The organism is Crenobacter cavernae (genome assembly GCF_003355495.1).
Lineage (GTDB): Bacteria > Pseudomonadota > Gammaproteobacteria > Burkholderiales > Chromobacteriaceae > Crenobacter > Crenobacter cavernae.
Map to the genome: position 1 here is coordinate 1,618,181 of NZ_CP031337.1, position 25,046 is coordinate 1,643,226.

Sequence of the window (25,046 nt, forward strand, 5' to 3'; positions counted from 1 at the left end):
GGTTGGCCGAGCCTTGTTGCGGGGCTCGGCCAAGCTTTTTCTATGGCGATGGCGCTGTTGGACGCGGATTGTGCACGACTCATTGCGCCGGCGGTGCGTCGTCGGGAGGCGCGGGTGAGGCGGCGGTGAGGGCCGCCGCCTCGGCCAACTTGCGGCGGCGTCGCGCGCGGTAGAGGTTGACCGCCTTGAGCGTGATCGCGCCACCCGACAGCAGCGACAGCAGCGCGACCGGCGCGGCGACCAGATACGGAAAGAGCGCGGTCAACAGCGCCAGCGCGACGAAGAACAGGCCGATGGTGAGGAAGGCCGCCGCCTCGCTGGCGTCGACGAGGCGCGTGCCGCGCACCACCGCGCCGAAGGCGTCGCCGATCCGCGCCGCCTGGCGTACCGCCGCGGCGCGTTCGCGCGGCACGAGCGACGGCGACAGCAGCGTCGGCTTCGCGCGTCGCCTCGGTTTGACCATCACCGGCCGTGGCTTCCGGCCGGCGAGCACGATCTCGGTCGAGTTTTCCAGGTCCTTCAGGAAGCGTTCGGCCAGGCCCCCGGCGAGCCTGGTGTCCTCGATCGCGACGTCGACCTCGCGGTTGGAGAACCAGCTCGAGTAGTTGAGGTTGGTCGATCCGACGCGCGCCCAGCGCCCGTCGGCGACCGCCGTCTTGCCGTGCATCATCGGCCCGTCCCACTCGTACACGCGCACGCCGGCCTGCAGCAGCGGGCGGTACAGCGTGCGCGACACCGTCGCGATCCAGCCGATGTCGGAGGAGCGCGGCACCAAGAGGCGCACGTCGACGCCGTCCTGCGCCGCGTGCTTGAGCGCGGTCATATAGAGGCCGCTGGCCATGAAGTAGGCGTCCGACAGCCACAGCGTGCGCCGCGCGAAGCTCGCGATGAGCAGGTCCAGACGCATCATGTAGGCGGTGTCGGGCGTCGTCGCGATCAGCCGCGCCTCGACTTCGCCCGCCGGCGGCGGCGTCGCCGGCAACGCGTCGGCCGGCAAGGGCGCGCCGGTGCTGGCCCAGCTGTCGGCGAATGCAAGCAAGGCGTCGCGCACGATCGGCCCTTCGAGTTTCAGTCCGGTGTCGCGCCACGGCGCGAGATTGCGCTCAGAATCGCCCTCCCAGTGGCTCGAGATGCACAGCCCGCCGATGAAGGCGACGCGGCCGTCGACGACGATCAGCTTGCGGTGGTTGCGGCCGAGCAGGCTGGTCGCGTCGCCCATCGCCGGCGGGTTGTACGCGCGAATCTCGCCGCCGGCGGCGGCGATGGGCTTGAAGAAGCCGCGGTAGTGTTCCTTCCAGCAACCGAGCCAGTCGTACAAGAGGCAGACGCGCACGCCGGCCTTCGCGCGCTCGGCCAACAGGTCGCGGATGCGCGTGCCGTAGGCGTCGGCGGCGAAGATGTACATCTCGATGTAGACGCAGTCGGTCGCGCCGGCGATCGCTTCCGCCCAGGCGGGGAAGTTGTCGGTGCAGTCGAACAGCGGCGTGACGGCGTTGCCCTCGACGAGCGGCGCGCCGGCCGAGCGCGCGAAGGCCTGGTCGGCGAGTTGTCTGACGAATTCAAACGAAGCGGGGGAGGGGGATGGCGTTGTCATTTCACGCTAAATGTTTGACTTCGAACACATTTGCCTAAAAAATAACCGGTTCAGTCGTGTTTATGAATATGTGCGTCACATAAATAGAAAAAAACTTTCAAAATAGACCGAAAACGGGTCCGGAAATGATCGCCGGAATTGTTGCAAGTAATTGATTTTTAAGGGAAAAACAACCGTCCAAAAAGCGGTTGCGGGGGTGCTCGCCTTGCCCTTAAAATCGAAACATTCGTTTCACATTATAAGTAGGTAATTGGTATGGACAGACAGCGCTGGTTGCAGGGGACCCTGTACAGCCCGGACTTCGAACAGGACAGCTGCGGCTTCGGTTTGATCGCCCAGCTGGACGACAAACCCAGCCACTGGCTCGTCAGCACCGCGATTTCCTCGCTCGCCAAATTGACCCACCGCGGCGCGGTGGCGGCGGACGGCAAATCGGGCGACGGCTGTGGTTTGCTGTTCCGCAAGCCGGACGGCTTCCTGCGTGAAGTCGCCGCCGAGGCGGGCATCACCCTGAAGGCGATCTACGCCGCGGGCCTGGTATTCTCGCACCCCGAAGAGGGGACCGGCCAGCGCTCGCTGCGCCGCCTGAAAGAACACCTCGAAGCGCAGGGCCTCGAAGTCGCCGGTTTCCGTAGCGTGCCGACCGACGTGTCGGTCTGTGGCGAAGCCGCGCTCAAGTCGCTGCCGGCGTTCAGCCAGGTGTTCGTCAACTGCCCGTTCGGCATGGACGAGACCACCTTCCAGCGTCGCCTGTACCAGGGCCGCCGCGGCGCCGAAAAGGCGAACAAGGGTGAAGACAACTATTTCTACCTGCCGACGCTGAACACCCACACGCTGTCGTACAAGGGTCTGGTGACGCCGGACAACCTCGAACACTTCTTCCTCGACCTCAAAGACCCGCGCTTCGAGTCGAGCCTCGCCGTGTTCCACCAGCGCTTCTCGACCAACACCTGGCCGCAGTGGCGTCTGGCGCAGCCCTTCCGTTTCCTCGCGCACAACGGCGAGATCAACACCGTGCAGGGCAACCGCAGCTGGGCGCGCGCGCGCGAGCAGATCATGGCCTCGCCGCTGCTCGAGATGGATGACGTGCGCCCGATCGTCCAGACCGACGGTTCCGACTCGATGTCGCTCGACAACATGCTTGAAGGCCTGTTGATGGGCGGCGTGCCGCTGTTCCGCGCGTTGCGCCTGTTGGTGCCGCCGGCTTGGCAGAACGTCGACTCGACCGACAAGGACCTGCGCGCGTTCTACGAATACAACTCGATGCACATGGAGCCGTGGGACGGCCCGGCCGGCATCGTGCTGACCGACGGCCGCTACGCCGCCTGTCTGTTGGACCGCAACGGCCTGCGTCCGGCGCGCTGGGTGCTGACGCGCGACAACATCCTGACCATCGCGTCCGAAGTCGGCGTGTGGGACTACAAGCCGGAAGAGGTGGTCAAGAAAGGCCGCGTGAAGCCGGGCCAGCTGTTCGCCGCCGACCTCTTCACCGGTGAACTCTTGATGCCGGAAGAAATCGACGCGCAGCTGAAGTCGGCCAAGCCCTACCGCCAGTGGATCAAGGACAGCGCCAAGTATCTCGAGCTGTCGAGCGAAGACGACTCGGCGCTCGAACTCATGCCGCGCGACGAGCTCGACAAGTACCAGAAGCTGTTCAGCGTCAGCCTCGAAGAGCGCGACCAGGTACTCCGCGTGCTGGCCGACGACGCCCAGGAGGCGATCGGCTCGATGGGCGACGACACGCCGATGGCCGTATTGAGCCAGAAGGTGCGCTCGCCGTTCGACTACCTGCGCCAGCAGTTCGCGCAGGTGACCAACCCGCCGATCGACCCGATCCGCGAAGCGGTCGTGATGTCGCTGAATACCGTGTTCGGCCCGGAACGCAACCTGTTCGAAGAGTCGGCCGAGCATGCCAAACGCCTCGAAGTGCGCTCGCCGGTGCTGTCGCTCGAGAAGTTCACGCAGATCACGACGCGCCCGGAGAGCTACCTCAAGGCGACCACGTTCGACCTGTGCTACGACCCGAGCGAGAGCAATCTCAAGGTCGCGATCGAGCGCCTCGCCGCCCACGTCGTCGACGCGGTGCGCGAAGGCAGCGTGATCGTCGTGCTGTCCGACCGCAACATCAGCCCGTTCCGCCTGCCGATCCCGTCGCTGTTCGCGACCGGCGCGGTGCACCACGCGCTGATCGACGCCGGCCTGCGCTGCAAGTCGAACATCGTCGTCGAAACCGGCGCGGCGCGTGACCCGCACCAGATCGCCGCGCTCGTCGGCTATGGCGCCACCGGCGTCTACCCCTACCTCGCTTACCAGATCATCGCCGACCTCGTCGCCGACGGCACCGTCGCGTTCCAGGTCAACGAGGCGCTGCAGCGCTACCGCAAGGGCATCAACAAGGGCCTGTTGAAGGTGCTGTCGAAGATGGGCATCTCGACCATCGCGTCCTACCGCGGCTCGCAGCTGTTCGAAGCGATCGGTATCCACGACGAAGTGGTCGAGCTGTGCCTGAAGGGCACCGTGTCGCGCCTGCAGGGTGCGAACTTCGACGACTTCGAAGCCGACCAGAAGAAACTCGCGCGTCTCGCGTTCAACGCGATGCGCCCGCTGTCGCAGGGCGGCCTCCTGAAGTACGTCCACGGCGAGGAATACCACGCCTACAACCCGGACGTGGTGATGGTGCTGCAAAAGGCGGTGCAGAACGGCGACTACGACGCGTACCAGACCTTCGCCCACCTGGTGAACGAGCGTCCGGTCGCGATGTTCCGCGACCTGATGAAGGTGAAGTTGGCCGAGACCCCGCTGCCGCTCGACGAAGTCGAGTCGGAAGAGGCCATCCTGAAGCGCTTCGATTCCGCCGGCATGTCGCTCGGCGCGCTGTCGCCGGAGGCGCACGAAGCGCTGGCGATCGCGATGAACCGTCTCGGCGGTCGTTCCAACTCGGGTGAAGGCGGCGAAGACGCGTCGCGCTACGGCACCGAGCGCATGTCCAAGATCAAGCAGGTCGCGTCGGGCCGCTTCGGCGTCACGCCGCACTACCTGGCGAATGCCGAAGTGCTGCAGATCAAGGTCGCCCAGGGCGCCAAGCCGGGCGAAGGCGGCCAGCTGCCGGGCGACAAGGTCAGCCCGCTGATCGCCACGCTGCGCCACGCGAAGCCGGGCATCTCGCTGATCTCGCCGCCGCCGCACCACGACATCTACTCGATCGAAGACCTGGCGCAGCTGATTTTCGACCTGAAGCAGGTGAACCCCGACGCGCTGGTGTCGGTGAAGCTGGTGGCCGAACCGGGCGTCGGCACGATCGCCGCCGGCGTCGCCAAGGCCTACGCCGACCTGATCACCATCTCGGGCTACGACGGTGGCACCGGTGCGTCGCCGCTGACGTCGGTGAAATACGCCGGCACGCCGTTCGAACTCGGCCTGTCCGAAGCGCAACAGGTGCTGCGCGCCAACGGCCTGCGTGGCCGCGTGCGCGTGCAGGCCGACGGCGGCCTGAAGACCGGCCTCGACGTGATCAAGGCCGCCGTGCTCGGCGCCGAGTCGTTCGGCTTCGGCACCGCGCCGATGATCGCGCTGGGCTGTAAATACCTGCGCATCTGCCACCTGAACAACTGCGCGACCGGCGTCGCGACCCAGGAAATCAAGCTGCGCGACAAGTACTTCATCGGCCTGCCGGAAATGGTGATGAACTACTTCAAGTTCGTCGCCCGCGAGACCCGCGAGTGGATGGCCAAGATCGGCGTTCGCAGCCTCGACGAGCTGATCGGCCGCATGGACCTGGTGGAGCTTGCCGCCGGCGAAACCGAGCGTCAGAAGAGGCTCGACCTATCGCCGCTGCTGTCGCTGGGCAGCGTGCCGGACTCCGAGCCGCGCTTCTGCGTCGAGCCGTCGAACCCGTCGTTCGACAAGGGCGAGTTGGCCGAGCAAATGGTGCGCGACGCGCTGCCGGCGCTCGAGAACCAGCAGATGCTGACGCTCGAGTACGACATCGAGAACATCCACCGCTCGATCGGTGCGCGCCTGTCCGGCGAGATCGCCAAGCGCCACGGCGCCGCCGGCCTACCGGACGGCTGCCTGACGGTGAAGTTCAAGGGTTCGGCCGGCCAGAGCTTCGGCGTGTGGAACGCGCCGGGCCTGAACCTCGAGCTCGAAGGCGACGCGAACGACTACGTCGGCAAGGGCATGCACGCCGGCCGCGTGGTGATCTACCCGCCGAAAGGCTCGGCCTACAAGTCGAACGAAGCGATCATCGTCGGCAACACCTGCCTGTACGGCGCCACCGGCGGTGCGCTGTACGCGGCCGGCGTCGCGGGCGAGCGCTTCGCGGTGCGTAACTCGGGCGCGCTGGCGGTCATCGAAGGCGCGGGCGACCATTGCTGCGAATACATGACCGGCGGTACTGTGATCGTGCTGGGCGACACCGGCTACAACTTCGGTGCGGGCATGACCGGCGGTTTCGCCTTCGTCTACGACAAGAGCGAGAAGTTCGCCTACCGCGTCAACAACGAGCTGGTCGACATCAATCTGATCAACAGCGAGGCGATGGGCATGTACCGCGCCTTCCTGCTGGAGAAGATCGCCAAGCACGTCGAGTTGACCGGTTCGGAAATCGGCCGCGCGATGCTGGAAGACTTCGACGACTACGTCGACTACTTCTGGCTGGTGAAGCCGAAGGCCGCTAAGCTCGACAGCCTGCTCAAAGACTAAGCGGTGACCCCGGGGAAGGCTTGCGCCGATCCCGGGGGCCGGACAGAGATACCAGAATTGCCGAGGCGGCATGCCCGCCTCCCAAGCTCCGAGGAAAGCCCCAATGGGTGACGTATTCCAGTTTATGAATGTGCAGCGCAACCCCGGCGACAAGGTCGAGGTCGCGGTACGCAAGATCGAGTTCAAGGAAATCTACACGCCGCTGTCCAAGACGGGCGCCGGCGAACAGGCCGGTCGCTGCCTGTCCTGCGGCAACCCGTACTGCGAGTGGGAGTGCCCGGTCCACAACTACATCCCGAACTGGCTGCAGCTGGTGCAGGAAGGCCGTCTGTTCGAGGCCGCCGAACTCAGCCACAAGACCAACTCGCTGCCCGAGGTCTGCGGCCGCGTCTGCCCGCAGGACCGCCTGTGCGAGGGCGCCTGTACCCTCAACCAGGTCGACGCCGGTGCCGTGTCGATCGGTTCGGTCGAGAAATACATCACCGACGAAGCCTTCAAGCAAGGCTGGCGTCCGGACATGTCGAAAGTCGTCTGGACCGACAGGAAGGTCGCCGTGATCGGCGCCGGACCTGCCGGCCTCGGCTGCGCCGACATCCTGGTGCGCAACGGCGTGAAGCCGGTGGTGTTCGACCGCTACGAGGAGATCGGCGGCCTGATCACCTTCGGCATCCCCGAGTTCAAGCTCGAGAAGGAGATCATCAAGACGCGCCGCCTCGTCATGGAAGGGATGGGCGTCGAGTTCCGTCTGAACACCGAGATCGGCGTCCACGTCACCATCGACGAACTGCTCGAAGAGTACGACGCGGTGTTCATGGGCATGGGCGCGTACAAGTACATGAAGGGCGGTTTCGACGGCGAACACCTGCCGGGTGTGCTCGAAGCCTTGCCGTTCCTGATCAACAACGTACGCAATAGCATGGGCACGCTGCCGGAAGGCGAAGCGCACCTGTCGATGGAAGGCAAGCGCGTCGTCGTGCTCGGCGGCGGCGATACCGCGATGGACTGCAACCGCACGTCGATCCGTCAGGGCGCCCAGAGCGTGATCTGCGCCTACCGCCGCGACGAGGAGAACATGCCGGGTTCCAAGCGCGAAGTCGCCAACGCGAAGGAAGAGGGCGTCGAGTTCCTGTGGAACCGCCAGCCGCTGGGCATCGAACAGGCCGCCGACGGCAGCCTGCTTCTTAGGTTGGCCGATACCCGCCTGGGCGCGCCGGACGCGCACGGCCGCCGCGCCGCCGAGGTGCTCGAAGGCTCCGAGCAGGTGATCGAGTGCGACCATGTGGTGATCGCGTTCGGTTTCCAGGCCGAAGCCGCCGACTGGTTCGGCCACACCGGCATCAAGACCGACAAGCGCGGCCGCACCGTCGCACCGGAAAAGCAGCCGTTCAAGTTCCAGACCAGCAACCCGAAGGTGTTTGCCGGCGGCGACCAGGTGCGCGGCGCGGATCTGGTGGTGCGCGCGGTCTTCGAAGGCCGTCAGGCCGCCGAAGGCATGCTCGAGTACCTGCAGATCTGGTAAGGCTACAGCCTGGCCCTGCCGTGAAAAGCCCGCCGTTTGGCGGGCTTTTTGTTGGGCCTCTCGATCGCCAGAGAACGAGGTCGGCAAGTTTGGCCGAGCCTCGGCCAAGCTTGCCGGCGTAAAGCCGCCCACAAAAAAGCCCGCCAATTGGCGGGCTTTTTTCAGGCCAGCGATTAAGCCGATTGACGCGAAGTCGCCAGCGTCGCTTCCTTGCCCTGGCGGTGGTAGCCGAGCAGGTAGTAGAGCCCCGCCAGGAGCACCAGCCAGCCCGGGCCGATCAGCAGCGCGATGCGCGTGTCCGGGAAGTAGGCCATCAGGCCGACCACCAACACGAGGAAGGCCAGCGCGATGTACGAACCGTAAGGCCAGAACGGCATGCGGTATTCGAGCGCAGCCAGCTGCGCGGCGCTCAGCGAGCGGCGGAATTTCAGCTGCGACAACAGGATGATCGCCCAGGTCCAGATCGCGCCGAAGGTCGAGATCGCGGTCAGCCAGGTGAACACCTCTTTCGGCGCCAGGTAGTTCAACAGTACGCCGCCCAAGAGCATGGCGACCGAGATCAGCACGGCGGCGTTCGGCACGCCGTTCTTGCCTACCTTGGCGAAGATCGGCAGCGCCTGGCCTTGCTGCGCGAGGTTGTACAGCATGCGGCCAGTACTGAAGATGCCGCTGTTGCACGACGACAGCGCGGCGGTCAGCACGACGAAGTTGATGATGCCGGCGGCGGCCGGGATGCCCATCTTCTCGAAAGTCATCACGAACGGGCTGCCCTGGGTGCCGATCTCGTTCCACGGGTAGATAGCCATCACGACGAACAGCGCGCCGACGTAGAAGATCAGGATGCGCCAGAACACCGAGTCGACCGCGCGCGCGAGCGTTTTCTTCGGGTTCTTCGCCTCGCCGGCGGTCAGGCCGATCATCTCGACGCCCAGATACGCGAACATCACCATCTGCATCGACATCAGGATGCCCTGCACGCCGTTCGGCATGAAGCCGCCGTGCGACCACAGGTTGGCGATGCCGGTGGCGATGCCGCCGTTGCCGAGGCCGAAGAAGATCATGCCTGTGCTGGAGACGATCATCAGCACGATGGTGACGATCTTGATCAGCGCGAACCAGAACTCGAATTCTCCATACGCTTTCACCGCGATGAAGTTGATCGAGCCCATGATCACCAGCGCCGACAGCGCCCAGATCCACGCCGGCATGTCCGGGTACCACACGCCCATGTAGACGCCGACCGCGGTGATCTCGGCCATGCAGGTGACGATCCACAGGAACCAGTAGTTCCAGCCGGTCAGGTAGCCCGACAGCGGGCCGAGGTAGTCCTGTGCGTAGCGGCTGAACGAGCCGGCGACTGGATTGTGGATCGCCATTTCGCCGAGCGCGCGCATGATGAGGAAGATGGCGAAGCCGCCGAGTGCGTACGAGACCATGATCGCCGGGCCGGCCATCTTGATCGCGGTCGCCGAGCCGAGGAACAGGCCGACGCCGATCGCGGCGCCGAGCGCCATCAGGTTGATGTGCCTCTCCTCGAGGCCGCGGTGCAAGGTGTCTTGCGTATCCTGCATTAGGTTTCTCCTCTATTGCAGTGAAGGGCGTCCGGGCCGGTCGGGCCGCGGCGCCGCTTTTTTAAAGACAGCACGGTTTGGCTGCTTGGACTTTGACTCGCCTTGCCGGGGTGACCGGAGGGCCGAGCCTTACCGCCCGCGAAAAGCGGGGCAGGAAAACGCCTTAGTATAAGAAGTCAACACCTTGCGATTTCACCATATCAAATTTTATAAATAGTGATTTTTACTAATTTTTTGGCATTACGTAGAAAAATAACGAAATCGTGAAAGGGCGGCGCGCGGCATGAAAAAACCCGCGCCGTGGCGGGCGCGGGTTGGCTGGGTTGGGCTCGGGCCGATCAGCTGGCCTTGATCGCCTCGAGCGCGATGTTGAGCTTCACCTCGTCGGCGATGCCCGGCAGACCGTAGGCCATGCCGAAGTCGCTGCGTTTGATGCTGGTGGTCGCGTTCACGCCGTACGCCTCCTTCTTCAGCATCGGGTGCTCTTTCTTGGCGAAGCGGGTCACGGTCAGGGTGACCGGCTTGGTGACGCCCAGCAGCGTCAGCTTGCCCTTCACCTCGGCCAGCTTGTCGCCGTCGTATTTCAGTTCGGTCGACTTGAACGTCAGCGTCGGGTACTTGGCGACGTTGAAGAAGTCGGCGCCCTTCAGGTGCTCGTCGCGCTTGGCGAAGTAGGTGTTAAGCGAAGCGGCGTCGATGGTGACGTCGACCGCGCCCTTCTTGGCGGCTTCGTCGAGACTGACCGTGCCGTTCACCTTGGTGAACATGCCGTTCTGGACCGACAGGCCCAGGTGGTTCAGCTCGTAGCCGGCGTAGGTGTGGGTCGGGTCGATCGCGTAGGTGGCCGGTGCGGCGAGTGCGAAGGCCGAGGCCGACGCGAACACGGCGGCGAGGACGGTGCGTTTCATCATGATTCAGCTCCTGGATAGAGGGCGGTTGAACTGCGCTGGGGGAAACTACGCGGCGCGCTTGAGCGCGACGCGGAACTTGATCTCTACCTTGTCGTCGACGGTGCCGGTGTCCGACCACTCGCCGTCGCCGACCTTGAACGCGAGGCGCGACACCGGCAGCACGCCGTCGACGACGGTCACGCCGCCGGCCTCGCGCGCGGTGAACGGCGCCGACACGTCGCGCGTCACGCCCTTCATCGTCAGCTTGCCGTTGACCTGGTAGCGGCCGTTGCCGAGCGACTTCATGCCGCTCGACACGAAGCGCGCGGTCGGGTACTGCGCGGCGTTGAACCAGTCCTTCTTCTTCGCCTCGGCGACCGCGTCGGCGGTCGGCAGGCTGATGCTGGCGGTCTGGATGGTGAAGTCGGCCTTGCCGGCTTCCGGCTTCTTCGCGTCGAAGTCGACGTTGGCCGAGAACTTGGTGAAGGCGCCGTCGATCGGCACGTTCAGCTGCTTCATCGTGAAGACGATGCGGCTTTGCGCGAGGTCCACCGGCTGGGCGAAGGACAGCGGCGCGACGAGAAGGACGGTACCGGCGATCAGGGTCAGTTTGTTCATGCTTGCCTCGGTTGCGGATGGGTAGCCGACCCGGCACGGCCGGGCCGCGGGATTCAGGAGCGGCGCAGGCTCATGCGCGCCAAGAGCCCGTCGCGGTCGACGAGCTGGTGCTTGAGCGCGGCCAGCACATGGCCTGCCACGGCGGCGGCGAGTATCCAGTTAAGCAGCACATGCACCTCGCGCAGCGCGTCGCCGAGTTCCTTGTTCTTGGCGACGAGGTCCGGCAGCGCGACGAGCTTCAGGTACACCACCGGGAAGCCGTAGGCCGAACTCATCAGCCAGCCGGTGAGCGGCACGGCGAGCATCAGCGCATAGAGCGCGGCGTGGCCGAGCTTCGCCAGCGCCTTGGTGTGCGAACTCATGCTCTCAGGCAGCGCCGGCGCGGACAACAGCGCGCGCAGCAAGAGGCGTAGCGCCAAGAGGCCCAAGACGGTGACGCCCAGCCACTTGTGCCAGCCTATCCACTTGAACTTGGTCGGCGACAGCGGCATGTCGGCCACCGTCAGGCCGAGAAAGAAGGCGGAGATGATCAACAGCGCCATCAGCCAGTGCAGGACGATGGTCGGCGCCGGATGGCGGGCGGACGAGGCGGTCATGGTTTGTAGTTCTCCATCGCGAGGCCGATCGTGCGCCTCAGCTTGGCAAGTTCGGCGCAGATGCGCGAAAAATCGTCGTTGTCGAGCCCGGCGAAGGCCTGGCGCATATGCGCCAAGTGCGCCGGGAAAATCTGGTCGAACAGCGCCTGGCCCGTGTCGGTCAGCGCGATGAACACGCTGCGCCGGTCTTCTTCCCGCGCGGTGCGGCTCACCAGGCCCTTGTCGAGCAGGCGGTCGATCACGCCGGTCAGCGTGCCCTTGGTGATCAGCGTCTGTTCCGAGAGTTCCTTACACGTCATGCCCGGCGTGTTGCCGAGCGTCGCGAGCACGTCGAACTGCGGCGGGGTCAGCCCCAGTTCGCGGATGTGTGCGTTCGAGAAGGTTTCGAACGCCTGGTAGGTGCGAACGAGTTCGCGAATCACCGGCAGGAACGGCTCCCGAGTTGCAGTAGGCATACGCGGCTCCAAAAAGTTCACACCATGATAGTTCTAATTAGAACTAAATGGCAAGACTGCTACGTGCTATCTAAATACGGCTTTGTTAAATCCTGTTAAGCGGCGTCATGCAACTGTTGTGCCGATGCCGCAGCCGCTCGTTATAATAACGAACACAAAATTTCGGGCGCAGAGTGTAATGAGCGAATTGCAGATCGGATTGCTGGTACTGGGGGTGGCGGTGATCGCCCTGGTATACGGCTTCAACGTGTTCCAGGAATGGCGTTTCCGCAAGAAGACGCGCCAGTCCTTCGCGCGCTCGCACCCCGACGTGCTGCTCGACGTGCCCAAGAACAATGTGCGCGACGGCGTGAAGGCCGACCGGCTCGAGCCGGTGCTGGTGCGCGACGCGCCGGAACTGGATGACGACGAGCCGCTGCCCAGCCTCGACGACGAGCCGGCCCCCGCACGCCACGAACCGGTCACGCTGACGTTGCCGCCTGAAGAGGAAGATGACATTGCAGAAGGCAGGGACTTCGACAACGCCGACCACCAGGCGCTGGTGGTGTCGCTGCTCGATCCGTCGCTCGACTTTATCGCCGAGGTCGCTTTCGCCGAGCCGCACGAACTGGCCACGCTGCCGCGTTTCAACGTCGCCAAGCGCGTACAGATCATCGGTCGCACCGAAAAGGGCTTGTGGAAGCCGGCCGAGGCGCTGCCGGGCCAGCGCTACAAGCAGCTGAACATCGCGCTGCAGCAGGTCGACCGCGGCGGTGCGGTCACCGAACAGGAGCTCGACAGCTTCTGCCAGCAGGTCGCCCGCTTCGCCGACGAGCACGATGCGGCGGTCAAGCTGCCGCACCGCCAGCAGAAGATCGTCGCCGCGCGCGAACTCGACCGCTTCTGCGCCGACGTCGACGTGCTGGTCGGCATCAACGTCGTGCCGCATTCGCCGCTCGAGGGCACGCGGCTCAGGAGCTTCGCCGAGTCCGCCGGTTTCACGCTCGAACCCGACGGCGCCTTCCATTACCTGGCCGACTCGGGCAACACGCTGTACTCGCTGGTGTCGGCCGACCAGGTGCCGTTCAGCCTGCACACGCTGCTCGACCGCCAGTTCCCGGCGTTCACGCTGTTGTTCGACGTGCCGCGCGTCGCCGGCGGCGTCGAGGTATTCGACCGCGCGGTCGAGTTCGCCAAGCGGATGGCGGTCGAGTTCGACGCCGAGCTGGTCGACGACAACCGCCGCGTGCTGTCCGACGCCGGCCTTGCGCGCATCCGCGACCAGCTGGTGCACATCTACGGCAGCATGGACGACCGCGGCATCGCGCCGGGCAGCGTCGCCGCCTTGCGCCTGTTCGCCTGACCCGCTCTGCGTTTCCCCGAGGCCGGCTTGATGCCGGCCTTGTCGCGTCCGGCTCCTCGGTCCCCGACCCAGCCCGCGTTACAATGGCGGACCGCCTCTCCTAGCCAAAGAATGACCATGTCCCAAGCGCTTGCCGACCGCGCGGCCGAGCTGACCGCCTTGCTCGAACGCTACAACCACGAGTACTACGTGAACGACGCGCCGAGCGTGCCCGACGCCGAATACGACCGCGTGTTCCGCGAGTTGGCCGAGCTCGAGGCCGCGCACCCCGAACTCAGGTCGCCCGACTCGCCGACGCAGCGCGTCGGCGGCGCGCCGGTGCCGGCGTTCGAGCCGGTGGTGCACACGGTGCCGATGCTGTCGCTGTCCAACGCGTTTTCAGACCTCGACGCCGACGACTTCGCCTTGCGTCACGCCGAGCTGATCGCCTTCGACGAACGCGTCAGGAAGGGGCTCGGCCAAGCCTTGGTCGAGTACGCGTGCGAGCCGAAGTTCGACGGGCTGGCGGTCAGCATGAGCTATATCGACGGCGTGCTGGTGCAGGGTGCGACGCGCGGCGACGGCGCGACCGGAGAGAACGTCACCGAGAACATCAGGACCATCCGCAGCATTCCGCTGAAGCTGACGACGCCCCATCCGCCGGCGCTGCTCGAGGTACGCGGCGAGGTGCTGATGCTGAAGAAGGACTTCGAAGCGCTCAACGCCGACCAGCTCGCGCGCGGCGACAAGCCCTTCGCCAACCCGCGCAACGCGGCGGCCGGCAGCCTGAGGCAGCTCGACTCGAAGATCACCGCGCGCCGCCGCCTGTCCTTCTTCGCCTACGGCGTCGCACGCGTTGAAGGCGTGGATGCGCCCGACACGCACGAAGACGAGATGGCATGGCTGGCCGAGCTCGGCATCCCGCGCGTCGGCGACGGGCTCGCGGCGGTGGTCGAGGGCGCCGAAGGCATGGCGAAATACTATGAAACGGTGCTCGCGCGCCGCGCCGCGCTGCCGTTCGACATCGACGGCGTCGTCTACAAGGTCAACAAGAAGCGAGAGCAGGATGCGCTCGGCTTCGTGTCGCGTGCGCCGCGTTTCGCGATCGCGCATAAATACCCGGCCGAGGAGGCGCTGACCGTCGTCGAGACGATCGACGTGCAGGTCGGCCGCACCGGCGCGATCACGCCGGTCGCGCGGCTCAAACCGGTGTTCGTCGGCGGCGTGACCGTCACCAACGCGACGCTGCACAACGAGGACGAGGTGCGGCGCAAGGACGTGCGCGTCGGCGACACCGTCGTCGTGCGCCGCGCCGGCGACGTGATCCCCGAGGTGGTCAGCGTCGTGCTCGAGCGCCGTCCGACGCAGCCGTCCGACGACGGCGACCTGTTCAGCGAGTCGAGCGTCCCGCTCTACCGCCCGTACGAACTGCCGAAGACCTGCCCGGTGTGCGGCAGCCACGTCGTGCGCGAAGAGGGTGAGGCGATCGCGCGCTGCTCGGGCGGCCTCGCGTGCAAGGCGCAGCGCACGCAGGCGATCCTGCACTTCGCCGGTCGCCGCATGATGGACATCGAGGGCCTCGGCGACCGTTACGTCGAGAACCTGGTCGAGTTCGGCTACGTGAACGGCGTCGCCGACCTGTACAGGCTGACGCTCGACAAGCTCTTGGAAATGAAGCGCAGAGCCGACGAGCGCGACGGCGTGATCACCGAGACGGTGAAGGCCGGCAAGATCGCGACCTTGTGGGCGGAGAACCTGCTCGACGGCATCGCCGCGAGCAAGACGCCGCCACTCTCGCGGCTGCTGTTCGCGCTTGGCATCCGCCACGTCGGCGAGTCGACAGCGAAGACGCTGGCCGACTGGCTCGGCCAACTTGCCATTGTCCGCCGCGCGCCGGCCGCCCTGCTCGCCGCCTTGCCCGACATTGGCGGCATCGTCGCCGATGCGATCGCCGACTTCTTTTCCGAACCCAACAACGAGAAAGCGCTTACTGCCTTGCTCGATGAAGGCGTCGCCCCGAGCGACGAACGCCCGCCGCGCGCCGACCTCGCCGCAAGGCTCGAGCCGGCGCTGCTGCTCGCGCGTCTCGGCATCCCGAAGCTGACCGAGACGCGCGCGCGGCAACTGGCCGAGCAGCAGCCCGACCTCGCCACGTTGGCCGAGCTGCCGCGCCGCGCCGTGATCGAAATCAAGCTGCCGGCCGAGGTGGTCAACGCGCTCGCCGACTGGCTCGACGAAGGCGCGCACCGTGTGCAGCTGGCGGCACTGGCTGGCTTGCGCGAGGAGCTGCTGGCGAGGCTGCCGGCCGAGACGAGCTCGGCCAACTTGGTGTTCGCCGGCAAGACACTGGTGCTGACCGGCACCTTGCCGACGCTGACGCGCGACGAGGCGAAGGCGCTGATCGAGGCGGCAGGCGGCAAGGTCGCCGGCAGCGTGTCGAAGAAGACCGACTACGTCGTTGCCGGCGAAGCGGCCGGCAGCAAGCTGGCCCGTGCCGAGGAACTCGGCGTCGCGGTGCTCGACGAGGCGGCGCTGATGGCGCTGCTGGAAGGCTCTCAATAACAATGACTTATTTTGCCAACAGGCTGGAGGCGGGCGGGCAAACCCACTACAATCCGCCCCGACCTCTTCGAAGGAAGCGAACATGAAAAAGATCACCAAGGCCGTGTTCCCGGTCGCCGGCCTCGGCACGCGGTTCCTGCCGGCCACCAAGGCGAGCCCGAAGGAGATGCTGCCGGTCGTCGACAAGCCGCTGATCCAGTACGCGGTCGAAGAGGCGATCGCCGCCGGCATGACCGAGCTGATCTTCATCACCGGCCGCAACAAGCGCTCGATCGAGGACCATTTCGACAAGGCGTACGAGCTCGAGACCGAGCTCGAGTACAAGAACAAGCAGAAGCTGCTCGAGATCGTGCAGGACATCCTGCCGCCGTCGGTGACCTGCATCTACATCCGCCAGGCCGAGGCGCTCGGCCTCGGCCACGCGGTACTGTGCGCGAAGCCGGTGGTCGGCGACGAGCCGTTCGCGGTCATCCTCGCCGACGACCTGATCGACGGCGAGCCGGGCGCGATGGAGCAGATGGTCGGCCTTTACGAGGCGACCGGCGCGTCGGTACTCGGCGTCGAGACCGTCGCGCGCGAGGAGACCGGTTCCTACGGCATCGTCGAAATTACCGATGCGCCGCAGGGCCGTCATCGGGTCACCAGCATCGTAGAGAAGCCGCACCCGGACGTCGCGCCGTCGACGCTGGCCGTCGTCGGCCGCTACATCCTGTCGCCGCGCATCTTTGACAAGCTGTCGACCACCGGCGCCGGCGCCGGTGGCGAGATCCAGCTGACCGACGCGATCGCCGCGCTGTTGAAGCAAGAAACGGTGCTCGCGCTGCCGTTCGAAGGCGTGCGCTACGACTGCGGCTCCAAGCTCGGCTATCTGAAGGCGACCGTCGCCTACGGCCGCAAGCATCCCGAGGTCGGCCGCGACTTCGCCGCCTATCTCGAACAGTTGAAGAATTAATATCGTCGGCGCGACCCGGGCACCGGGCACGCGCCGCCTCTGCCATCCAGGAGTCTGTTATGCCCAACCTCACCGAAGCCCAAGGCATCCTCAATAGCGCCGACGTGCTCTTCACCGCCGAAGAAGTCAGCGCCGCCGTCGACCGCATGGCGGCCGAGATCACCGAGCAACTGTCCGGCGAGTATCCGCTGGTGCTGGCGGTGATGGGCGGCGCGGTGGTGTTCACCGGCCAGTTGCTGCCGCGCCTGTTGTTCCCGCTCGACTTCGACTACGTGCACGTGTCCCGCTACGGCGACAAGACGCACGGCGGCGAGCTGAACTGGAAGATGGCGCCGAAGGAAGACGTGCGCGACCGCGTGGTGCTGGTGCTCGACGACATCCTCGACGAAGGCGAGACCATGGCCGCGATCCGCGACAAGGTGATGGAAATGGGCGCGAAGGCGTTCTACAGCGGCGTGTTCGCCAACAAGCTGATCGAAAAGGCCAAGCCGATCAAGGCCGACTATGTCGGCATCGACGTGCCCGACCGCTACGTGTTCGGCTACGGCATGGACGTGCGCGGCATCTGGCGCAACCTGCCGGCGATCTACGCGCTCAAATGATCCGGCCGGCCTCGGCCAACCCTTGAAAATAAAGCCCGTGAGGATTGCCCTCCGGGCTTTTTTTATCGACACTAGCCACGGATACAAACAACATAAACAGGTGCGATCATGCTGGCCATCATCGGAGGCAGCGGGCTGTCCCAACTGCCGATACTCGAAGTCACCCACCGCCAGGTGGTGCGCACCCCTTTCGGCGAACCGTCCTGCGCGCTCAGCTTCGGCCGCATCGCCGGGCAGAACGTCGTCTTCATCGCCCGCCACGGCTACGGCCATTCGCTGGCGCCGCACGAAATCAACTACCGCGCCAATATCTGGGCACTCAAGGAAATGGGCGTCAAGGGCGTGATCGGCATCGGCTCGGCCGGCGGGATCCGTCACGACCTCGCGCCGGGCACGCTGGTGGTGCCGGACGACCTGATCGACTACACCTGGGGGCGCGATCACACCTTCTTCGAAGGGCCGAACCATCCCGTGGTCCACGTCGACTTCACCCACCCCTACGATGGCGCGCTGCGCGAGCGCTTGATCGCGGCGGCCGACAAGAGTGGCCAGGCCTTTGTCGCCGGCGGCGTGTACGCCTGCACCCAGGGGCCGCGCCTCGAGTCGACCGCCGAGATCCGTCGCCTAGAGAGCGACGGCGCCGACATGGTCGGCATGACCGGCATGCCCGAAGCCGCGCTGGCGCGCGAGGTCGGCCTGCCGTACGCGATGTTGTGCGTGGTGTCGAACTGGTCGGCGGGCAAGATGGATTCGCAGCAACAGGTCGAATTCGCCGAGGGCCTGCGCGAGGCGGGCCTGGCCAAGGTACAAAGCCTGCTCGCCACACTCTGCCACGATTGATGGCCGGTACAAGGCTCGGCCAACCTTGCAAGGTTGGCCGAGCTTTTTTGTCCGCGTGAAAAAAATGTGTTCCGGGTGCTAAAGTCGGCGCGCGCCATGCCGATAAGGTGAGGGTAGGCGAAGAGCACCGGCGGCAGTCGGCAGCAAACGCCCGTTCAGCTGACTCAAAAACACAGGAGCAATACCCATGCTGACGATCAACACCAACGTCTCCTCGCTCACCTCGCAGCGCAACCTGGGCGCTTCGCAGAACGCGCTCTCCACCTCGCTGCAGCGCCTGTCTTCCGGCCTGCGCATCAACAGCGCCAAGGACGACGCCGCCGGCCTCGCCATCTCCGAGCGCATGTCCGGCCAGATCCGCGGCCTCGACCAGGCCAAGCGCAACGCCAACGACGGCATCTCGCTGGCGCAGACCGCCGAAGGCTCGCTGGTGGAAATCTCCAACAACCTGCAGCGTATCCGCGAGCTGTCGGTGCAGTCGGCCAACGACACCAACTCGGCCACCGACCGCGCCGCGCTGCAGGGCGAGGTCGCGCAACTGACGCAGGAAATCACCCGCGTCGCGTCGACCACCCAGTTCAACGGCAAGAACCTGCTCGACGGCACCTTTACCGCCCAGTCCTTCCAGGTCGGCGCGAACGCCAACCAGAACCTGTCGGTCAGCCTGAACAGCGCCAAGGCGACCAGTCTCGGCGCCAACAACCTGACCGCGACCGGTACCCTGAGCAACGCGACCGCCGCCGGCGCCGCCAAGGTGACCAACACGACGCTTGGCACCGAAGTGCTGACCATTTCCGGTTCGCTCGGCACCACCACCGTCACCCCGGCGGCCGGTGCGTCGGCCGGCACCGTCGCCGCGCAGATCAACGGCTCCACCGCGTCGACCGGCGTGGCCGCCGAGGCGCGCACCCAGGCGACTCTGTCCACCCTCGGTTCCGCCGGTACCGTGTCCATGAACCTGTACGGCTCCAGCAGCACGGCGGTGGCCATCTCGGCCAACGTGGCCAGCACCGGCGACCTCTCCACGCTGTCCGACGCGATCAACGCCAAGAGCGCGAGCACCGGCATCACCGCCGCGCTGAGCAGCAACAAGTCGAGCATCACGCTGACCAGCGAAACTGGCGACGATATCAACATCGAAGACTTCAACAACTCCGGCGCGACCAAAACGGCTAGCTTCCAGGGCCTGAATGCCTTCAGCGGCGCAACCTCCGGCGGCGCGATCACCCTGACCGGCGGCGCCGCGACCGACTCGTCGACCGTCGGCGGCACGCTGCGCTTCAAGTCGGACGCGTCCTATACGGTGACCTCGGCCGCCGCCGGCGGCCTGTTCAGCGCGACGACCGCCAACGCCTCGACGCTGACCAACGTCGCGTCGATCAGCATCGGCACCACCACCGGCGCCAACAACGCCATCGACATCATCGACGGCGCGCTGGCCGCGATCAACTCGCAGCGCGCGTCGCTGGGTGCCACGCAGAACCGCTTCAACTCGGCCATCACCAGCCTGCAGTCGACCTCGGAAAACCTGAACGCCTCGCGCAGCCGCATCCGCGACGCCGACTTCGCTTCCGAAACCGCCACGCTGAGCCGCAACCAGGTGCTGCAGCAGGCCGGTACCGCGATGCTGGCGCAGGCCAACCAGCTGCCGCAGCAGGTCATGCAGCTGCTGCGCGGCTAAGCGAATGTCGTGATGACAAAACCCGGTCGCACTCTGTGGCCGGGTTTTTCTCCTTGGGAGCGTGTCCATGTCCAGTCTGACCCCTCTGTCGCCCGCCGGCGGCTTACCCCTCCCCACGGCCGACGTGTCCGGCCGTTCCTTGCCGCTGCCGACGCCGCGCAGCAGCGCGCCGACCGTGCCGGTGTCCGCCCAGGCGGTGCAGGCGCTCGGCAACGCCGAAGCGGGAGGCGGAGCGCGCGCCGGTACCGACCGTCAAGCCCTGACCGAGGCGGTCGAGAAGGTCGGCAAGGCCGTATCCGCGTACACTAGCGAGCTGCAGTTCTCGATCGACGACGACCTCGGCGTCACCGTCGTCAAGGTCATCGACAAGCAGAACGACGAAGTCATCCGCCAGATTCCGTCGGAAGACATGCTCAAGCTCGCCAAGGGGCTGGACAAGCTCCTCGGCGTGCTGATCGAGCAGAAGGCCTGAAGCCCGGGCAGGGCTTGCGTTTAGGAGAAGAAGATGGCGTTGAGTGTCGGCGGTCTGGGTAGCGGCCTGCAGGTGGATGACCTGGTGTCCAAGCTGATGGCGGTGGAGTCGCAGCCGCTCAATCAATTGACCGTCAAGGAAGCCTCGTATCTGGCCAAGGTGACCGCGCTGGGTTCGATCAAGGGGGCGGTGTCGGCGTTCCAGACGGCGACCAAGGCGCTGCAGGACGTCAGCAAGTTCTCGAGCCTCACGGCCAGCAGCGGCAACAAGGACGTGGTCGACGTTTCGGCGGGAGACCAGGCGGCGGTCGGTAGTTTGTCGATCAAGGTCGATCAGCTGGCCCAGAACCAGAAGCTGGCGAGCACCGCATTCAGCAGCAGCAAGTCGGCGATAGGCAGCGGGACGCTGCGCTTCTATTTCGGCACCGACAACGGCGGCGCGGGTTTTGCGCTGAACGGCGACAAGTCGTACAAGGACGTCGCGACCCCTACGGGGGCAACGCTGGAAGGGGTCCGCGACGCGGTCAACAAGGCCAATATCGGCGTGACCGCCAGCATCGTCAACGACGGCTCGGGCTACAAACTGGTTTACAGTTCGAACGACACGGGCACCAAGAACGCGCTCAAGGTCGCGAGCAACGACGCGAGCCTGACTTCGCTGACCAACGCCGACAAGTTGTTCACCGACGGGACGTTCAGCGCGACGACGGCCACGACCTCGGCCAACCTGTCGAGCGTGCAGGCGGCGAAGGACGCCAAGTTCACGCTCGACGGCATTGCCATCGTGAAATCGTCGAATGTGGTCGGCGATGCGGTCGATGGCCTGACGCTGACCTTGAAAAAGGCGCAAGAGAGCGGCGATGCACCGGTGAGCCTGTCGGTGGCGAAGGACACCTCGGGCATCAAGAAAACCCTCGAGGGCTTCGTCAAGGCGTTCAACGACCTCAACAAGGCGCTCAACGACTCGAGTTCCTTCGATCCTTCCGAACCCAAGAAGGGCGAGACGCGCAAGGCGGCGGCGCTGAACGGCGAGTCGGTGATCCGTACGCTGCGCACCCAGATTCGCAACGCATTCAACGTCGCACAGGATGTCGGCGGCGCATTCCGCGTGCCGGCGGACGTGGGCATCAACTTCAATGCCGACGGCTCGATGAAGCTCGACAGCACCAAGCTGCAGAAGGCCATCGACTCGAATCCGCAAGACATCGCCAAGTTGTTCGGCTCGGTGGCGGCGCCTACCGACTCGCAGGTGCGCTTCGTTTCGGCGGGGAGCAAGACCGCTACCGGCACGTATGCGGTCAACCTCACCAACCTGCAGAACGGTGTCTTGCTCGGCGCCGACAAGGTGCCGGCGTCTTTCACGCTGAATACGGCGGCGAACTTTACCGTCAAGATCGACGGCGTGCAGAGCGACCCGATCAGCCTGGGCACCGGAAACTATACGCCGGCTACCCTCGCGACCGCCGTGCAGAATGCGATCAACGCCGATGGCAAATTGACGGCAGCCGGCGCCAAGGTCGGCGTGACCGTCGACAGCGTGACCGGCAAGCTGGTGCTGAGCTCGCAGAAGACCGGCAGCGGTTCGACGGTGGAGGTGACGGACGGCGGCTTGACGGGCCTGGATACGAGCGCGGGCGCGCTGAATCTGTTTGCGATGGGCGCCGGCGTGGCCGGCGGGACCAGCGTCTCGGGTACCATTGGAGGCCATGCCGCCGTCGGCGACGGCAAGACGCTGACCGGTGCGGTGGGGACGCCTGTAGAAGGCCTGAAGCTGGAAATCACCGGCGGCGCGACAGGCGATCGGGGGACGGTGACGGTGACCAAGGGTTTCGCGATCGCGCTCGACAAGGTGCTGACAGAGTTGCTCGACAGCAAGAATGGCCCGATCGCTGCGCGTACGGAAGGCTTGAACAAGTCGGCGAAAGATATCGGCAAGCAGCGGGATTCTTTGAGTAGCCGTCTTCAAGACATCGAAAAACGCTATCGAGCGCAGTTCAACGCGCTGGATACGCTGATGTCCCAGTTTACCTCCACCAGCAACTTCCTCACCCAGCAACTGGCCGGGCTGAGCAAGAGTTCATAAGAAAAGCCGTAATTGCGAGGATCGATGCGATGCGTAATCCCTATCTGAACGCGTACCAGAATGCGCTCGAAGTCGAGGTGGAGGCGGCCAGCCCCCACAAGCTGGTGCTGATGCTGTTCGACGGCGCCATCGCGGCGATCCGGCAGGCGCGTATCCAGATGGTGAATCGAAATATTGCCGAGAAGGGGCGCCTGATCGGCAAGGCCGTGGCGATCGTCGACGAAGGGCTGCGCGCCTCGCTGAATCGGGACGCTGGCGGGGAGATGGCGGCCAACCTCGCCGATCTTTACGAATATTGCGGGATGCGCCTGCTGGAGGCCAACCTGAAGAACGAGCCGGCCCTGCTCGACGAGGTCGAACGCTTGCTGGGCGAGATCAGGGGCGCGTGGGCACAGATCGGCAAAGGGTCGGCCGAGGCGCCCGCCGAAGCGCCCGCCCGGCAAGGATTGCACTATGGGGCAGCCTGACGGCCTTGAGACTTGGCGGCAATGGTTCGATACTGTCAGTACCCTGCGGCAGTTGGTCGAAGCCGAGCACTGGGACGAGGCGATCGAACTCGCCAACCGGGTGCTCGAATGGCAGAATGCGCTCCCCGACCTCGGCGCCTTGGCCGGCGGTCAGACGGTGGCGCCTGCGTTGGTCGCTGCGCTGGAGGACGTACAATCCGTCCGACAGGGAATGTCACTACAACGTGATGAGTTGGTCTCGACCCTGCAGCTATTGAGAACCGAAAGCAAGCTGAGCAAGACCTACGGCGGCTAGGTTCCGGTGGCGTCTCTCTCGCTTTAGGCCAACTCCTCAACTTTCGGGATGCTGATCGTGGAATGGTTGGTCTTGTCTTTGCTCTGTGTCTCCATGTTCGGCATCGCGGCCCTGGCGGCCTGGGTGCGTTCCTTGCACATGGCGCGCCGGATAGATTCGGCCCATCTGGAGAATCTGCAGCAGCAGATCGTGTCCTTGCAGAAGGACCTGCGTTTTCTCGCCGAGCAGACGGCGAAGCGTCCTCAGCCTGTCGTTGGCCGTATCGCGCCTTCCGAAGCCCCCGGCAACACGCCGTACGCGCAGGCGATCGAGCTCGTCCGACAGGGTCTCGCCGCCGTCGAGGTCGCCGCGCGCTGCGGTATTTCGCGTAGCGAAGCCGAGCTGATCGTCTCGCTGTACCGCAACAACTCCCCTTCATGATCAACCCGCTCGTCCCGCCGCCCGGCGCCTCCGTGACGCCCCCTTTGCAGGGCGGCACGCCGGCCACGCAAGGCGTCTCGGCCGTGCGTCTCTTGCGCGAGGGCAGCCGGCCGCTGATCGAGGCGAGCGTCCTGCCGGCGCGCCTGCCCTCGCTCGTCGTCGGCGAGGAGGTCGACGCGCGCGTCGCCGAGCGGCTCGACGGTAACCGCCTCGTTGCGCTGATCAAGGGCAACGCTTTCACGCTCGACCTGCCGCAGAACCTCACCGTGCGCGGCGACTCCTTGCACCTGAAGGTCACCCGGCTCGACCCCACGCCGACGTTTGTGCTGCTCGACGGCAACGCCGAGGCGGAGGCCGCCGCGGACAGTTCGAGCAACGTGCAGCTGAGCCGCTCGGCGCAGTACCTGAACGGGCTGCTCGACGCCGCCCGTGGCCGCGGCGCGACCGGCACGCGCGAGAGCGCCCCCGCGCTGTTGAGCTCCAGGCCCGATGAGCCCGAAACGTTGGCCGACGGTCTGAAGCAGGCGATCGGCAAGAGCGGTGCGTTCTACGAATCCCATCTCAAGGCCTGGTCCGAAGGACGGCTGCCGCTCGACGCGCTGAAGGACGAACCGCAGGCGCGGCTGGAGAGCGGCCGGCTGCAGGACGGCGCTCATGCCGCGCGCCAGGGCGCGGCTAGCCCCGAGCTCGGCCAACTCGTGCAACGCCAGCTCGACACGCTCGAGAACCGCCAGCTGCAGATGCCGGTGCTCGCCTGGCCGGGTCAGCCGGCGCAGGTGACAATCCAGGAAGAACAGGTCGCCGAGCGCGACGCCCATCACGACGACGCGTCGGCGCGCGCCTGGCATACGCGGCTCGACCTCGACCTGCCCAGCCTCGGCGGCCTGTCGGTGAAGCTCACGCTCTTAGGCGGCGCGGTGCAGGTGCGCTTCGCCGCCGACGATGCCGACTCGGCCGCGCTGATCGAGCGGCACGGTGCGCGGCTGACGAGCGGCATGGCGTCGGCCGGCCTTGACCTCGCCCAATTGACGGTAGCGTCCGATGCCCGCCTTGAAACCTGACGACAACCGCCGCTCGGCGGTCGCGCTTACTTACCGCGACGGGCAGAAGGTGCCGAACGTCGTCGCCAAGGGCTACGGTGAGCTGGCCGACCGCATCGTCGAACGCGCGCGCGAGGCCGGCGTGTTCGTGCACGATTCGCCGGCGCTCGTGTCACTGTTGATGCAGGTCGACCTGGACAGCCAGATCCCGCCCGAACTGTACCGCGCCGTCGCCGAGGTGCTCGCCTTCGTCTACTTCCTCGAACAGCAGACGCTCGCTCCCGACACGCGCTTCGGCGACTGGCGCAGCGCCCGCCCGCAGCCTGCCGAAGGTTGAGCCGACTGCCCCGCCCGTAAACCGGGCA

General features: G+C 65.7%; 21 protein-coding genes. 15 read left to right on the forward strand and 6 right to left on the reverse strand.

The genetic code is table 11. From position 1 onward, the window contains the following. Window positions 1-79 precede the first annotated feature (79 nt). A complete protein-coding gene (locus DWG20_RS07835; protein ID WP_115433282.1) occupies window positions 80-1,594 on the reverse strand; it encodes a phospholipase D-like domain-containing protein in 1,515 nt (504 codons plus the stop codon). A gap of 255 nt (window positions 1,595-1,849) precedes the next feature. On the opposite strand from DWG20_RS07835, the gene gltB reads away from it, so the two are divergent. After that, window positions 1,850-6,298: a glutamate synthase large subunit gene (gene gltB / locus DWG20_RS07840; RefSeq protein ID WP_115433283.1), complete on the forward strand. Its 4,449-nt coding sequence runs from the start codon at window positions 1,850-1,852 to the stop codon at window positions 6,296-6,298. 103 nt (window positions 6,299-6,401) lie between these two features. Beyond that, window positions 6,402-7,817: an FAD-dependent oxidoreductase gene (locus DWG20_RS07845; protein WP_115433284.1), complete on the forward strand. Its 1,416-nt coding sequence runs from the start codon at window positions 6,402-6,404 to the stop codon at window positions 7,815-7,817. A gap of 173 nt (window positions 7,818-7,990) precedes the next feature. Here the strand turns inward: DWG20_RS07845 and DWG20_RS07850 are convergent, their stop codons facing one another. The 5 genes from DWG20_RS07850 to DWG20_RS07870 all read right to left on the reverse strand — a co-directional run bounded on the left by DWG20_RS07850 (window position 7,991) and on the right by DWG20_RS07870 (window position 11,947). Beyond that, entirely contained in the window at window positions 7,991-9,388 is a 1,398-nt protein-coding gene (locus tag DWG20_RS07850; RefSeq protein ID WP_115433285.1) for an amino acid permease, read from the reverse strand. A 338-nt stretch (window positions 9,389-9,726) separates the two neighbouring features. Next, on the reverse strand, window positions 9,727-10,299 hold the full coding sequence (locus DWG20_RS07855; RefSeq protein WP_115433286.1) for a YceI family protein: 573 nt from the start codon (window positions 10,297-10,299) through the stop codon (window positions 9,727-9,729). A 45-nt stretch (window positions 10,300-10,344) separates the two neighbouring features. Next, window positions 10,345-10,896, reverse strand: a complete 552-nt coding sequence (locus DWG20_RS07860; protein WP_115433287.1) for a YceI family protein — start codon at window positions 10,894-10,896, stop codon at window positions 10,345-10,347. A gap of 53 nt (window positions 10,897-10,949) precedes the next feature. After that, window positions 10,950-11,492, reverse strand: a complete 543-nt coding sequence (locus tag DWG20_RS07865) for a cytochrome b (RefSeq protein ID WP_115433288.1) — start codon at window positions 11,490-11,492, stop codon at window positions 10,950-10,952. Then, entirely contained in the window at window positions 11,489-11,947 is a 459-nt protein-coding gene (locus tag DWG20_RS07870; RefSeq protein ID WP_115433289.1) for a MarR family winged helix-turn-helix transcriptional regulator, read from the reverse strand. Before DWG20_RS07870 ends, DWG20_RS07865 begins: the two co-directional genes overlap by 4 nt. Before the next feature lie 178 nt (window positions 11,948-12,125). On the opposite strand from DWG20_RS07870, the gene DWG20_RS07875 reads away from it, so the two are divergent. The 13 genes from DWG20_RS07875 (at window position 12,126) to DWG20_RS07935 (ending at window position 25,018) form a co-directional block, all read left to right on the forward strand. Next, entirely contained in the window at window positions 12,126-13,289 is a 1,164-nt protein-coding gene (locus tag DWG20_RS07875; RefSeq protein ID WP_115433290.1) for a cell division protein ZipA C-terminal FtsZ-binding domain-containing protein, read from the forward strand. A 117-nt stretch (window positions 13,290-13,406) separates the two neighbouring features. Further along, window positions 13,407-15,830, forward strand: coding sequence for an NAD-dependent DNA ligase LigA (gene ligA / locus DWG20_RS07880; protein WP_220272030.1), 2,424 nt, complete (start codon window positions 13,407-13,409; stop codon window positions 15,828-15,830). 82 nt (window positions 15,831-15,912) lie between these two features. Beyond that, window positions 15,913-16,782, forward strand: a complete 870-nt coding sequence (gene galU, locus DWG20_RS07885; protein ID WP_115433292.1) for a UTP--glucose-1-phosphate uridylyltransferase GalU — start codon at window positions 15,913-15,915, stop codon at window positions 16,780-16,782. Window positions 16,783-16,841: 59 nt separating this feature from the next. Continuing rightward, window positions 16,842-17,384, forward strand: a complete 543-nt coding sequence (locus DWG20_RS07890) for a hypoxanthine-guanine phosphoribosyltransferase (protein WP_115433293.1) — start codon at window positions 16,842-16,844, stop codon at window positions 17,382-17,384. A 108-nt stretch (window positions 17,385-17,492) separates the two neighbouring features. Next, window positions 17,493-18,224: an S-methyl-5'-thioinosine phosphorylase gene (locus DWG20_RS07895; RefSeq protein WP_115433294.1), complete on the forward strand. Its 732-nt coding sequence runs from the start codon at window positions 17,493-17,495 to the stop codon at window positions 18,222-18,224. Window positions 18,225-18,411: 187 nt separating this feature from the next. Next, window positions 18,412-19,905, forward strand: a complete 1,494-nt coding sequence (locus DWG20_RS07900) for a flagellin N-terminal helical domain-containing protein (RefSeq protein ID WP_181880874.1) — start codon at window positions 18,412-18,414, stop codon at window positions 19,903-19,905. 67 nt (window positions 19,906-19,972) lie between these two features. Next, a complete protein-coding gene (locus tag DWG20_RS07905; RefSeq protein ID WP_115433296.1) occupies window positions 19,973-20,377 on the forward strand; it encodes a flagellar protein FlaG in 405 nt (134 codons plus the stop codon). A gap of 33 nt (window positions 20,378-20,410) precedes the next feature. Further along, on the forward strand, window positions 20,411-22,459 hold the full coding sequence (gene fliD / locus DWG20_RS07910; RefSeq protein WP_115433297.1) for a flagellar filament capping protein FliD: 2,049 nt from the start codon (window positions 20,411-20,413) through the stop codon (window positions 22,457-22,459). 29 nt (window positions 22,460-22,488) lie between these two features. Further along, on the forward strand, window positions 22,489-22,926 hold the full coding sequence (gene fliS, locus DWG20_RS07915) for a flagellar export chaperone FliS (protein ID WP_115433298.1): 438 nt from the start codon (window positions 22,489-22,491) through the stop codon (window positions 22,924-22,926). Continuing rightward, on the forward strand, window positions 22,913-23,221 hold the full coding sequence (locus DWG20_RS07920) for a hypothetical protein (protein ID WP_115433299.1): 309 nt from the start codon (window positions 22,913-22,915) through the stop codon (window positions 23,219-23,221). Before fliS ends, DWG20_RS07920 begins: the two co-directional genes overlap by 14 nt. A gap of 57 nt (window positions 23,222-23,278) precedes the next feature. Next, the gene (locus tag DWG20_RS07925; RefSeq protein WP_181880875.1) at window positions 23,279-23,641 is read left to right on the forward strand and encodes a DUF2802 domain-containing protein; all 363 of its coding nucleotides are present in this window, start codon (window positions 23,279-23,281) and stop codon (window positions 23,639-23,641) included. 32 nt (window positions 23,642-23,673) lie between these two features. Beyond that, window positions 23,674-24,702, forward strand: a complete 1,029-nt coding sequence (fliK, locus tag DWG20_RS07930) for a flagellar hook-length control protein FliK (RefSeq protein ID WP_245944683.1) — start codon at window positions 23,674-23,676, stop codon at window positions 24,700-24,702. Further along, the gene (locus tag DWG20_RS07935) at window positions 24,683-25,018 is read left to right on the forward strand and encodes an EscU/YscU/HrcU family type III secretion system export apparatus switch protein (RefSeq protein ID WP_115433302.1); all 336 of its coding nucleotides are present in this window, start codon (window positions 24,683-24,685) and stop codon (window positions 25,016-25,018) included. Before fliK ends, DWG20_RS07935 begins: the two co-directional genes overlap by 20 nt. Window positions 25,019-25,046 lie beyond the last annotated feature (28 nt).